This is a genomic window from Bdellovibrio sp. NC01, assembly GCF_006874625.1.
GTDB lineage: Bacteria > Bdellovibrionota > Bdellovibrionia > Bdellovibrionales > Bdellovibrionaceae > Bdellovibrio.
In genome coordinates this window covers 898,830-911,235 of the sequence record NZ_CP030034.1, presented here as the reverse complement: position 1 = coordinate 911,235, position 12,406 = coordinate 898,830, and the positions used below count along the sequence as shown (strand labels likewise).

General features: G+C 44.5%; 16 protein-coding genes and 1 tRNA gene. 4 read left to right on the top strand and 13 right to left on the bottom strand.

Going from position 1 to position 12,406, the window contains the following annotated elements:
- The first annotated feature begins 13 nt into the window (after positions 1-13).
- On the top strand, positions 14-220 hold the full coding sequence (locus DOE51_RS04415) for a hypothetical protein (protein ID WP_142695360.1): 207 nt from the start codon (positions 14-16) through the stop codon (positions 218-220).
- Here the strand turns inward: DOE51_RS04415 and DOE51_RS04410 are convergent.
- Positions 217-879, bottom strand: coding sequence for a hypothetical protein (locus tag DOE51_RS04410; protein ID WP_142695359.1), 663 nt, complete (start codon positions 877-879; stop codon positions 217-219). The genes DOE51_RS04415 and DOE51_RS04410 overlap by 4 nt on opposite strands.
- An 85-nt stretch (positions 880-964) precedes the next feature.
- Between DOE51_RS04410 and DOE51_RS04405 the strand changes: the two genes are divergently transcribed.
- Both DOE51_RS04405 and DOE51_RS04400 read left to right on the top strand, forming a co-directional pair.
- Positions 965-1,041, top strand: a tRNA-Pro gene (locus DOE51_RS04405).
- Between the two features lie 229 nt (positions 1,042-1,270).
- The gene (locus DOE51_RS04400; protein WP_142695358.1) at positions 1,271-1,459 is read left to right on the top strand and encodes a hypothetical protein; all 189 of its coding nucleotides are present in this window, start codon (positions 1,271-1,273) and stop codon (positions 1,457-1,459) included.
- A 74-nt stretch (positions 1,460-1,533) separates the two neighbouring features.
- Here the strand turns inward: DOE51_RS04400 and DOE51_RS04395 are convergent, their stop codons facing one another.
- The 8 genes from DOE51_RS04395 to DOE51_RS04360 all read right to left on the bottom strand — a co-directional run bounded on the left by DOE51_RS04395 (position 1,534) and on the right by DOE51_RS04360 (position 8,200).
- A complete protein-coding gene (locus tag DOE51_RS04395; RefSeq protein ID WP_142695357.1) occupies positions 1,534-1,851 on the bottom strand; it encodes a hypothetical protein in 318 nt (105 codons plus the stop codon).
- Between the two features lie 130 nt (positions 1,852-1,981).
- Entirely contained in the window at positions 1,982-2,692 is a 711-nt protein-coding gene (locus DOE51_RS04390) for a hypothetical protein (RefSeq protein ID WP_142695356.1), read from the bottom strand.
- Entirely contained in the window at positions 2,692-3,159 is a 468-nt protein-coding gene (locus DOE51_RS04385; protein ID WP_142695355.1) for a DUF2062 domain-containing protein, read from the bottom strand. The genes DOE51_RS04390 and DOE51_RS04385 overlap by 1 nt, the downstream gene beginning before the upstream one ends.
- A gap of 2 nt (positions 3,160-3,161) precedes the next feature.
- On the bottom strand, positions 3,162-3,956 hold the full coding sequence (locus DOE51_RS04380; protein WP_142695354.1) for a DUF1295 domain-containing protein: 795 nt from the start codon (positions 3,954-3,956) through the stop codon (positions 3,162-3,164).
- Between the two features lie 8 nt (positions 3,957-3,964).
- The gene (locus tag DOE51_RS04375; protein WP_210415564.1) at positions 3,965-5,020 is read right to left on the bottom strand and encodes a cyclopropane-fatty-acyl-phospholipid synthase family protein; all 1,056 of its coding nucleotides are present in this window, start codon (positions 5,018-5,020) and stop codon (positions 3,965-3,967) included.
- Positions 5,021-5,031: 11 nt separating this feature from the next.
- On the bottom strand, positions 5,032-6,204 hold the full coding sequence (locus tag DOE51_RS04370; RefSeq protein WP_142695353.1) for a cyclopropane-fatty-acyl-phospholipid synthase family protein: 1,173 nt from the start codon (positions 6,202-6,204) through the stop codon (positions 5,032-5,034).
- Positions 6,201-6,947 (bottom strand): DUF1365 domain-containing protein, encoded by a 747-nt coding sequence (locus DOE51_RS04365; RefSeq protein WP_142695352.1) that lies wholly within the window; start codon positions 6,945-6,947, stop codon positions 6,201-6,203. Before DOE51_RS04365 ends, DOE51_RS04370 begins: the two co-directional genes overlap by 4 nt.
- Positions 6,944-8,200, bottom strand: coding sequence for an NAD(P)/FAD-dependent oxidoreductase (locus tag DOE51_RS04360; RefSeq protein ID WP_210415563.1), 1,257 nt, complete (start codon positions 8,198-8,200; stop codon positions 6,944-6,946). The genes DOE51_RS04365 and DOE51_RS04360 overlap by 4 nt, the downstream gene beginning before the upstream one ends.
- A 91-nt stretch (positions 8,201-8,291) precedes the next feature.
- On the opposite strand from DOE51_RS04360, the gene DOE51_RS04355 reads away from it, so the two are divergent.
- Positions 8,292-9,209 carry a MerR family transcriptional regulator gene (locus DOE51_RS04355; RefSeq protein ID WP_142695350.1) on the top strand — a complete coding sequence of 306 codons (918 nt, stop codon included), beginning with the start codon at positions 8,292-8,294 and terminating at the stop codon, positions 9,207-9,209.
- Position 9,210: 1 nt separating this feature from the next.
- Here DOE51_RS04355 and DOE51_RS04350 read toward each other — a convergent pair whose 3' ends face one another.
- From DOE51_RS04350 to DOE51_RS04335, 4 genes are all read right to left on the bottom strand, one after another.
- On the bottom strand, positions 9,211-9,738 hold the full coding sequence (locus tag DOE51_RS04350) for a lipocalin family protein (RefSeq protein ID WP_210415562.1): 528 nt from the start codon (positions 9,736-9,738) through the stop codon (positions 9,211-9,213).
- Positions 9,739-9,741: 3 nt separating this feature from the next.
- A complete protein-coding gene (locus DOE51_RS04345) occupies positions 9,742-10,260 on the bottom strand; it encodes a lipocalin family protein (RefSeq protein WP_142695349.1) in 519 nt (172 codons plus the stop codon).
- A gap of 115 nt (positions 10,261-10,375) precedes the next feature.
- Positions 10,376-11,515: an AI-2E family transporter YdiK gene (gene ydiK / locus DOE51_RS04340; RefSeq protein ID WP_142695348.1), complete on the bottom strand. Its 1,140-nt coding sequence runs from the start codon at positions 11,513-11,515 to the stop codon at positions 10,376-10,378.
- Between the two features lie 90 nt (positions 11,516-11,605).
- Positions 11,606-12,355, bottom strand: a complete 750-nt coding sequence (locus tag DOE51_RS04335) for an SDR family NAD(P)-dependent oxidoreductase (RefSeq protein ID WP_142695347.1) — start codon at positions 12,353-12,355, stop codon at positions 11,606-11,608.
- Between the last annotated feature and the right edge of the window lie 51 nt (positions 12,356-12,406).

Here is a 12,406-nt window from a genome sequence, read left to right as displayed (position 1 = left end):
AGGGGAAATTTTTATGAAACAAGAAATGTTGAACATGGTTTTACAAGCAGAACTAAAATCTTTCGGTCTGAACCCAAGCGAGTGGGATATCGAAAAAATCCACGCTGCTGATTATATGATTAAGCACAAAACAGATAAGGATTTTACATTCTGGGGGAAGCTTCAATTTTCAAAAACGAAGCGTCCCACGTGGAAGATTCTGCAACTGGCTTCGATCTAGTAAACTTCGCAGCGAACAGAAAAAATACTGCGATTAAAAATATCTAGCTCTGACAAAACGGCTGTCGCTTTCTTTGGTTCGACAGCAACAACATTAGGATCCGTTGTGACAGGTATTTCTTCACCAGGAAGTTTGTTAAAGATCTTCGCACGAAGACCGTTCCAAGCTTCCTCGCCATTCGCGCGCGCGTAGATACTTTTCAGACGACAAAACGAAGCAACTTCTGCGTCTTGCATCCATCCAAATTTCTCAGGCCCTGGCTCTGGCGGTTTTACTCCCCACGCAAGGCGCGCCATCACTTCAATCCCATCCCCAATCGCTGACGACACTTCCTTCACTCCGTAGAGTTGCGCCGTACATTCGCTCGATGCTTTGCCTACTTCTTGAGCAATATCTTTTAATGCCGAAAAATATTCGAAACAAGAACCCGCAGAGTTCCCAACTTGGCAGGCCTCTTTCGCGCGCCCCAACGTCGGTGGAATCTTATTCTTCTTAACTTCCGTCGGAAAAAGAGTTCCCTTCAACGATTCGCGCAGAGCTTCCTCTTGCGTGTCACAAACTGTGTGCGGCGGATTGATCATCATCACGACGCCAATGCCTACTAAAATAGCTAAAATTGCCAAAACTGGTTTAGGGAGCGAATTGAGCAGCTTTTCCATGATGTAAAAAAGGATACTTATATTACGCGTTAGAATCTACTAGTTTGACAAAACCGTCATTAATTATTAGTTTCCTGATCTCTGTCGGGGAGTAGCGCAGTCTGGTAGCGCATCTGGTTTGGGACCAGAGGGTCGTAGGTTCGAATCCTATCTCCCCGACCATTTTTTCAAAAAAGCCGTGTACAATCAAAGATTGTAGACGGCTTTTTTGTTTTTCCGGGTACGGGCAGATAGGATTCGAGTCTTCGATCAAAACTGGGTCGTGGGTTCGCTCACCTTAGCAGGAAGCTAACGTGAGGGTGCCGAAGGCAGTCCGAAGGACCGAGGCACACGATGTGCCGAGCCCCATCCAAACTCCGCATCACCAATAAATAAACTGCGAGGAATTATTATGTCCCACTCTCAAGATCCAAAAAATCTACCACCGGCACCAGAAGAACAACTCACAGCCGAAGCTGAACTCCTAGAAGAAAACTTCGAATCCGCCGACACACTTGAAGACTTCACAAAGTCCTTGATGGAAAGCCTAACGTCGAAACTTCACGCCAACATCGATGAGATTTTCAAACAGAACAAATAGTTCCGTACATCACATCAGCTGCGGAATTTGAAGATAAAAAAGCCTACCACAGGGTAGGCTTTTTTCATTTCCACTTAGTCGTTACAACGAGCGAACACAAATTCCGAATCCGCAAGAAGATCTTCCCAAGCATCGACACAACCACCTGAATCGTATTGCGAACACTCGCGGGGAACTACTGACAACACGCCGTTGTTGCAAGTTCTGATTCGTTGAGAAGTTGAGTAAGAACATTTGTAGTGAGGACCGAATTCTTTTGACGGATTTGCAGAATGATAAAGAACTGCACTCGTTCCGTTTTCGATCACAACTCCATCTTGAGTCAGGCAATCAGCCGCGAAAGTTAGTGATGAAAAAAGACTCGCTAAAGCTACAACAGATAACGTTTTCATTTAAAACTCCAGGTTGGTTTGAAGGCGCAATATAGCGGTCTTCCAATCGGAGCATTGTCAGGGTTTTATTTGTGAACCCAAAATACCAACAAGATAAAGTAAAATGGCTCTGCGAGACTTACGAAAGTCATCAATAATAAAGAATCTCGGCATCCAGTGGTTTTAATTGTCCCGAGCTTTCCATTTTCAAAGGTGTGCGACCTTTAAAATAAACCAGCTTTTTCGCTTCAAGATCAAACTCAAGTATAATCGGATCCACCAGCATCGAGATAAAAAAGTTCGCTGGTTTCATTTTTATAACCGCGACCCGCTTGCCTGCTCGTTCGCTGTCTTTAATTTTCTCAAACCTGAAATCCACAGTGCGTTCGAGTTCTAAAACACTGAAGGCCGTGCTTACATTTTTGCCCTCCATTAATTGAAGCCAGTTTTTCTGAATGAAAGATTCGATCAGCGGGCCATTGATAAAAGAGCCCACTTTTTGCGTTTTTTGACTGACCTCTTCACGTCCATTTTTCGAAAGCTTAAACGTTTTAAAGACGGCATTATTTTTTTGAACCGCTAACTCCCACGCTTCGTTTGCCTGAAGCTGCTCAACATATTGAGAGACCAAAGAGTCACCTTCCACGGCAACTTTTTCGGTCATCAATATTTTCCCCGTCGCATCTTCTATCTTTGCATTCGACGTGAAATTGCCAGAGCCCCGAGTTTGAACTTCGGTTGTTTGCACAAACAAAGGTTCTTCTTGCAGCTTTCCAATTGCATAAATCTTTGAGATTCGGGTTTGTGATTCACCCCATACAAGCAACGGAAAAAAAGAAATCAGAAAAATGATAAATTTCATCACTCTTTCACCTTACAAAGATTTTTGAATAACACTTTCAAGATTCGATAAACAAGAAACGACAAAGCCGGCATGACCACCAGCCAGGCAATCATCGCCATTAATCCGGCAAGACCATAATTTACAAAGAATAATCCTGGGGCCTCAAAAAATTCAGCGATCACCGTCTTTGGATTAATTGAAACGGCTGGCACCGAAAAAATCCACGCACCTAATTTTAAAAATACGGGAATCAAAAGAAGTTGAACCGGTGCCAATAAATAATTCACCGCTTGAAGGGTTGGCTGATTTAACTTCATCACCGTTCCCACGACAAGACAAAGAGCCGTCGTCGTCCCAAGAGCCGGAAAAAGCGCTAAGGCAAATCCGACAGAACAGGTCAGAGCTAATCCTTCCGCCGTCGCACCTTGTTTCAGCTGCTCGATTATAAAACTCTTTGCTCTATCAAAAATTTTTCGCCACCACATGTTTATTTCCCCTTCTTGGGAAACCACGGAACGAAAGCAGAGGTTCGTGATTGATATTCACGGTAAGCGTCTCCTCTTTTTTGTAAGGCTTGAGTTTCTGACGGAGGAATGCCTGTGACCTTTACCAAAATAAATAAAATGATCAACGGTGCATAGACAGTATATGCCCCACCGGGCGTGCCTAGAGCCGTCACATAAAATCCCCACCAAATCATACTTTCAAAAAAATAGTTTGGATGACGGGAGTACTTCCACAGTCCCACATCACAAACCTTAGAATGATTCGCTGGATTTGTTTTGAACTTTTGAGCCTGCGCATCTGCTATGCTTTCTCCGAATAAAGAAAGCAGGCTCAACAACAGCCCCGCAATCTCTAACCCATTTAGATTTTCAGCACTGTTTCTTAGCGGCATCAAGAATACAATACTTAAAAGAACGACACTGATGCCCTGGTATTGAAAGAAAAGAAAAAAGCGCCATACAAGATTTGTCCCGTAATCCTGACGTAAAGTCTTATAACGGGAATCCTCAGCCGGATGGTGAGAGTATACTCTTCTGCCAAGAAAGAATGAAAGACGAAGACTCCAGAGCATTACGACAGCTAAAACGAGCGCTTTTCTTAACCACCATCCTTCACTCGTCAAATAATAAAGACCGCCCACCACAGAAAACGAAAGTGGCCAGATAACATCCACGATACTATAGTTGTTCCACCGCTTGGCAAATCGCCATGTCAGTGTCATTAACAACACCATCACTACAAACGCGCCAAGAACTTGCATCCAAAACTGATCCATAACTCCTCTTAGCGTTGTCTGTTCTTAAATAGGTAATGAGAAACTCCCCACTCGCGGCCTTCATTGAAACCAAATAGCTCGGCACAGGACATAAAGAACACTCTCCAACGCTCAAACCATCTTTCGGCTTCCTCGGCTCCATAGACTTCGCGGAAAATTGCCAAAATAATCTCACGGTTGTTATCCATGTTCTGAAGCCACGCCTCTGATGTTTTCTGATAGTGCGTACCGCGCCAGCTCCACTGTTGCTCTAAGAACAGATCTTTTTGGAAATAGGACAACAAGTGATGACTTGGCATTTGCCCGCCGGTAAAAAAATATTTTCCCATCCAGTTATCGTCGCCCTCTGTTTCAAACGGATATGCATATCGACTGTGGGTAAAGATATGAACGAAAAACTTTCCGTCGCTCTTCAACCAGCGACTGACTTGTTCAAACAATTTTTCATAATTTCGTACATGTTCCAACATTTCCACACTGATAACGCGATCAAAACCATTGAACCAATCTTCGGGGGCCGCAAACGTGCTGATGTCGCCCGTCAAGATCGTGACATTCTGAAGGCCTCGTTGGGCTGCTTGATCTAGAATGTACTGACGTTGCGAATGGGAATTAGAAATTCCCACGATTTGAGATTTGGGAAATTGTTCAGCTAACTTTAGCGAAACGGAGCCCCAACCGCAGCCCATATCTAGGATTCTCATACCGTCGATGACTTCAGCTCGTGCAAAAGTCATTTCCAATGCGGCTTCTTCGGCATCGTCAAGATTTTCACATCCAGCATGCCAATATCCTGAACTGTATTTTTTCCGTTTGCCTAGAACCAATTTATAAAAACTAGCTGGAAGCTCATAGTGTTGCTGATTTGCTTTTTCTGTCGCGAACGCGATCGCGGATTTTTTAAGGTCCTTCACGTAAGCAGAATTTCGCTCTTGTTCAATTTCTCGATCAACAACGGCAAGACTTTTCAGTCGTTCGCGACAAAGCTTGCGAATGCCCGCGCGAACAAGATTTTCTGGAATCAGCCCGCGCTCCATTAAGTCTATAAAAAATCCCAACGCCATAACTTTCCCTTCTATTTTTGCAGAAGATAATGGCCAACGTTTATACGCTCAGCCCGAAATGCACCTTCACAATAAGTCAGATATAAATTCCAAAGACGCATGAACTTGTCATCGAATCCAAGATGACGAACGTCTTTTTCGGCCGCCTGAAAGTTTTGATTCCATTTCAATAATGTGTCGGCGTATGAAATTCCAAACTCGAAGGGCTTTTCATCTTTAAGATCAAATCGGCTTGCGTAAGCAGCAAACACTTTGGGCGCCAGAAGCATACCGCCGGGAAATACATAACGTTGAATAAAATCGGTCTTGCTTCGGTATTGGTCAAAGTATTGATCTTGAATGGTGATCGACTGAACAAGCGCTGCACCTTTGTTTTTCAAAGAGCTGCTGACTTTACCAAAGAATTCAGGCCAATACTTCTCGCCAACCGCTTCAACCATTTCGATGGATACGATTTTATCAAAACGTCCTTCAATTTCCCGGTAGTCTTGCTGCTTCAGTTCAACATAGTTTTTGAATCCTGATTTCGCAATGAGCTCGCGATTATACTGAGCTTGTGACGGCGAATTCATAACCGCAGTGACACGACAACCTGTGCGCTCGACGGCCCGACTAAAAAAGCCTCCCCACCCACAACCAATTTCTAGAATATGATCGTTCGCGGAAATGTTAAGCGCGTCGATAATTCGGTCATACTTTTTCATCTGTGCTTCATGAAGACTTTCCAAATCAGTCTCAAACAATCCCGCAGAATACGTCATACTTGGATCAAGCCACAGGCGATAAAAACTGTTACCAAGATCGTAATGGGCCATGATATTTTTCTTGGCACCATCTTTGGTGTTTGGCTTCATCAGATGTCGTAAGCGCGCCAAGAATGTTCCATACCAAGCTCCATGCAAAAGACGGTTCATGGAATCTTCGTTTGCACAGGCCCACTGCACCAATGCCGAAATGTCATCCACCAAAAGATCCCCGCGAATCACCGCCTCTGCCATTCCAAGATCACCTTTATCCACAAGCTCATCAAAAACCTTCCAGCTTTTGGCCTGAATTGCGATCTGAGCTGAGCCCGATCCGAATGAATCCACCGATCCATCGGGAAAAGTAACATGAAGCGTGGCCCCTTTTGATTTCTGCAAAAGCTTAATTAGAATTTTTGTTTTCAATGTCAGCGAACTCATGTGACCTCCTCGCGCGGGGGTGCGGGCTTCCTATAAAAAGTGACTCGCTTCAGCCAAAGTCTTAATGCCTGCCAATGAATGCGAATCACCACCAAAAGTGTCATCCATCCATAGGACAAAAATAAACGCGCCACCGATTCAGTTTCAAAATCAGAAACGCGCCCTTCGATCCAAGACGTAAAACGCAATTGTTCGTTGCTATCAAAATAGTGAATATCCACTCGTCTATGAAGCTCATCATAATGAAAGCGAAATTTGTAAAACCCATCGACCGGAAAAAAGGGGCTTACATGAAAAACTTTATCCGAGCGATAAAACTGCGACTTCTGAATTCCCTCAGGAGGGTGAATCCAATAAAAGTGCCGCTCACCGAAAGTGTTATTTACTTCACATAAGACGGCTTCAAGCTTCCCTGCTCGGGAGCAAAACCAGAAACTGACCGGATTGAAGGCGAAGCCTAGCATCCGAGGATAAGTCTGCAGCACAACTTCTTCCGCATCGTAGTGGCATTGCTCTTTTAAAAAACGGCTTATCGAGTTCTGTAAAGAATCTCGATGTCCGTGCAAATAATCACGTGGCTTTAAAGACAACAGACCTGCGGTTTTACGCTTTAGAATACGTAAAAATTCATCCTCTGATTTCAGGGAAAATAGCAATGCAAAAGTGGGATACCTAAAAGAGTGTCGCACTTCGTGATTCCGACTGTGATACACATGTCCTTTTAGGATCTGCAACGAGCTCATGAGACCTCCCACGGAGCTTTCATTCCTAAAAGCTCACCAACTCGAACAGCACTCAACAGTCCATCTTCGTGAAAGCCATATCTTGTCCAAGCACCCGCAAAATAAATCCCACCTTGGCCTTGTATTGTGGCTAACGATTTCTGCGCTTCAATGGCAGTACGGTCGAATTGTGGATGTTCATAAGTAAATTCACGCAACACATCTTGTATCGGCGAACGCGGGTTCAATGTGACGAAAAAATTTTGGTCAGTTGGAAGTGGTTGCAGTTTGTTGATGAAGTACGTCAAAGAGACATTTTCATGACTTTGACTGTCTGGAGAACCCACCACGTTCCAGGAAGACCAGCACTTCTTACGAGAAGGCATGAATGAACTGTCTTTATGCAAATAGGTTTTATTGCCCGCGGTTTTAATTCCGCCAAGAACTCTTCGCTCTAGCTCCGTGGCGTTTTCTAAAATTCGCAAAGTCACTGGCGCATGGGTCGCAAAAACGACTCGGTCGAACTCCAAACATTCACCAGCCGTACGAACTAGAACTTTTCCAGCGCGCCTTTCGACATTTTGAACTGGAGAATTCAAATGCAGGAAAGGAATTCGTTGGCTGACTTTTTTTACGTACTCGATCGATCCGCCCTTAACTGTTCTCCAAATGGGGCGATCATTAATTTGTAAAAGACGATGATTAATAAAAAACGTCAAAAATGTTTCGGCAGGAAAATCCTCCATGCCTCGCTCCGGAGTCGACCAAATGGCGGCGCCAATCGGTAAAAGATAGTCACGCTTAAAGCCATCGCTGTACGCGCGCGCCTTAATCAATTGACCAAGACTCCAGTTATTTTTATGAGCAAGTTCCTTGTTAGCCTCTGCCTCACGATGAAAACGCGTGATCTCGTATAGCATTCGCAGAAAACCCGGACGAAGAATATTTGTCCGTTGCGCAAAAACCGTATCGAGGTTCGTACCTGCCCATTCCAAATTTTTGTGACGTGCATTGATCGCTAACGACATGTCAGATTCGACTGTGTCGACATTTAGGGTTTTGAAAAAACGTGTTAGGTGCGGATATGTCAGCTCATTATAGACTAGAAAACCGGTATCTACCGGAATACTCGAAGCCCCTTCGTTAACGTGCACGGTGTGAGCGTGTCCACCTAAACGGCTTTCTGACTCAAAAAGATGTACCTCGTCAGCTTGACTCAAAATCCAAGCCGCTCCCAAGCCGCTAATACCTGCACCGATTACCGCTGTCTTCACTTGACACCTCACCTACGCGATATGTCTTATTCTCTCATTTTTGTATAGTTTTTTCTATACAAATATAGCGAAGGATGTACAATCAGACTAGATGACCAAAAATGAATCGTTTTCGATTAGACAAGTTATTGAGCTTACTGGGATTTCCGAGTTTACATTGCGCGGCTGGGAAACACGTTATAAAGCTTTCAAACCAAAGCGCAGTGAAACGGGACGAAGACTCTATTCTCGTCAAGACATCGAAAAGGCTCGTTTATTACAGGCCCTTATCGACAAGGGCTACAAGATCGGCAATATTGCCAAGCTCAACTTAGCGGATTTAGAAAAAATCCTTCCACAACAAGAAACCGCTAATGCAACTGCCGCTCCCGCCAACAAACATGTCGAGTCCATATATAAAATCTTGGATCTTGCCCACCTGTTTAAATGGGATGAAGTTGCGGATCTTCTTCATAAAAAGAGACGCGACTTAAAACCGGATATGTTTATTGCCAACCTCCTTACCCCACTTGCTGGCCAGATCGGCCAACAGGTAGCACACGGACAGCTTACTGTCGGGCAAGAACACATTTTATCTGCATTTATCAAAGAACAATTAATTCTCGTACAAAAGGAAAGCAAAAAAACTAAAGCGAAATCACGCTTGGTTATGACCACGCCAGAAGGAGATTTACACGATTTAGGAATCTCTTTCGCTTCAAGCTTAAGCCGAATTGAAGGCTTAAAAACATTATATCTAGGACCAAGCACCCCGAAAAAAGACCTGAGTGAAACGTGCCTCCGCTACGATGCCACTCATCTTTTAATCTCAAGCACGGTGTCAGAAAATGAAGGCGCGAAGGAAAGTCTTTTTAGTTACATTAACTTCTTGGACAGAAACCTGCCTTCGCAGATCGTATTTCTTCTGGCTGGAAGAAATACTGCTCAGCTAAAATTGAATTTAAAACGTGATGTCGTGATTTTCTCCTCTATGAGTGAATTTCAAAGTTATTTGAAAGACCTAACCTGAATTACCAAATTTGCGGCACCTTTTGTATTTTTGAAGTGTCGTAACCAAAAGACTGCACCTTAGAAACAACCTCTGCAAAAAGCGCGGAATCCATCACTGGCTTTCGCGCCATTATCCATACGTAGTTACGACTTGGAACCCCGATCACCGTGTACGAATAATCAGGTGCCAGATCTATGATAAGATACGAAAACTTAAGAGGCCACCAAGGCTGCACTCTCCATTCAGCATTTGTATTCTTGTCATAGATCCAAGCTTTTTGAGGATAGCGCTTTACAGGACCTTTCGGCGTGTCGGCATTAAAGCGAAAATCAACGTCGATCCGATTTTCTTTTTCATTCCACGAGTATGATTCGATCGCGTTTGTGGCGCCCTTTTCAACGAAGGTTGGGATATTTGCAACGACGTACCAATCTCCCATGAATCTGGAAATGTCGACATGGGAAACCGTTGGTAGTGGTTTTGTCGAAGACATCGTTCCACATCCTCCCAGCAAAATTAGAGTGCCAATAACAACGATGATTTTCATTGATCAATACTGGTCATAAATAAGGTCATCAACATTGAAACCGCGTTGCTTCAGTCTGACGATGATTGAATTTAAGATCTGTTCATCCATCGGAGCCTGGCGGGACAGGATAAACAGTGACTTCTTATTTGGCCCACTGACAACGGACCACTGATAGTCCGGATCCAAATCCACGATCCAATAATCACCGCGAGCAAAAAAGTTGAAACGAACCTTAAGTTTTGCTGGCACAGCCGAGTCCACGACCTTTGCTTCACCCGTGATATCGCTCTTTGAGCCATTTGCTTTGTAGCAAGTGTTCTTCACGGAAACTGAAACCGCAGACTGAACGGCGTATTCAGCTGTCGAGCGTACACAACCACGCTGAAAGAAGTTTGGTGCATGAGCGATCTCATACCACATACCCGCATACTTTGCGAAATCAACCGTCGAAACGACTTCAGGGTCCGTGCGATCCGCGGCATGGGCCGTTGCAAAACCAAAAAATAGAATTAGGGCCAAGGACGAAACTAATTTTTTCATGAAATTTTCCCGTCTTTACATTTGATAAGGCACTCTATTATGCCATTTGCGCTTTTGTATAGATAATACTATACAAAATCAACCCTAAAATAAACTGTCTATATATTGTGTGAATCTACAGGGGCGTGCCGTGAATATCTGGTGAATCGATAAACTCCTGCGGTACATCTGACTTTACCAGTGGCCCTTGAGACGTTTTGCTGATGGCTCCTTGCTCACCTTCTCCGACCCATGCTTGGAGTAAACGGAATGTCACTGCTAAAAATACCGGACCGATGAATAAGCCCACCACTCCGAAAGCAATCAATCCGCCGATGACACCGGCAAGAATTAAAATTAATGGCAAGTCGGCGCCTCGTTTAATCAACAAGGGACGAAGTACGTTATCAATGATTCCAACGAACAAAGTCCACGCAAGTAAAATGGTCCCCGTCGTATTGAAGTCTTTATTGTAAAGCCACGCCACTCCGGCAAGCATTGGAATCACCGGGCCCAACTGTGCGATACAAAAAATAAACATAACAGCAGTTAAAATCGGAGTGAACGGCACTCCCGCCAGGGCTAAACCCGCAGAACCCAGTACTGTTTGAGTCACTGCAGTCACAACAATTCCAAGAGCCACCGCGCGAATACTTTGCGCTGCAAGTACGATAGAGAACTCCCCGCGATCGCCGGCGATACGTCGTGCAAACATAATTAAGCCCTTAGCGACCATTTCACCTTTCGCATAAAAGACTCCAGTTAATGCCAGCGTAAGTATCATGTGAACAACTAACAAGCCATAGGACTTCGCTGCAGCGGCAAGCCACAAAGCAGTGGGTTTTAAATAAGGTTGTAAGTAATTAGCTAAAGCACCAGGGCCCTTTGCGGAAAGATCATTCCAATCGCGTGCAAGTTTGGTTGAAGCTAAAGGACCTTTGCTTAGCCAATCAGGTGCCGGCGGCAAGGTGTATTGCGGAAGATCGCGCAACCAAGTGATCGCATCATCCACTCGAGAAAAAATAATATAAGACGCAATGGCAACTGGAATGATAACCAATGCGGCCATCACTCCGACCATGATGGTGGTTGCGATCGCTCGGCTGTCGTGAACATGCCGCTCAATACGCTTCATTAGATTCCAGGTTGCGACAACAATCGTCGCGGACCAAATCAGTGCCGGCACGAACGGCAGCATTACATAAACGCAGCCCGCGGCAAGAATACACAACAACAAAGTCGCGATAAGATTTCGGGTCAACATTGTCTGTTCCATACCGCAAGATTAAAACTGCCAAGGTCCAATGCAATGACAACTCAACCGAAATGCGAGGAAACAGACAATGACTTTCTAGAACGCAACAAACTAAACCGCTGTATATCCGCCGTCTGCCAAATGATGACTGCCAGTAATAAACGACGCCTCATCAGATAACAAAAATGCCACCAGACCCGCAATCTCGCTAGGCTGACCTAATCGATTAAATGCTGATTTCGATTTTAAACCTTTGGCAATTTCCGCCGGAGTTTCACGAATCATCTGTGGAGTTTCAATAAAGCCCGGGCAAACCGAGTTCACACGAATATTTTTGTCACCGTATTCCCATGCCGCAGCTTTGGTTAAGCCGATCAAACCGTGCTTTGCTGAAACATAGTCCGAGACTCCGCCGATTCCTACAGTGCCCAGAATCGAAGCCATATTTACGATCACTCCACCACCGGTTTTTAACATGGCGTTGACTTCATAATGCATGCATGAAAATACGCTGATCAAATTCAAATCAATAGTGCGACGCCATCTTGCTAAAGTTGTATCGCCGATAGCAGTCCCAGCACTATTTCCACCCGCGTTGTTAACTGCTCCGAAAAGTGCGCCATGGTCCTTCACAATTTTATCAATCATCGCTTTCACTTGTTCTTCACTGGTCACGTCACAAAGTACCGCTTCAGCTTTCCCACCCTTTGCTTTGATTTCACCGACCACCCGCTCTGCCGCCTCTTTATTAATGTCAGAGACGATGACATTGGCATGACGTTCTGCCAAAAGTTTCGCACAGGCTTCACCGATGCCTGAACCCGCGCCTGTTACCAGAATTGTTTTATTGTTGAAACTCATATAAACCTCCAATTTGGTTCCTTTACATTTTAACATTTTCCATTAAAATGT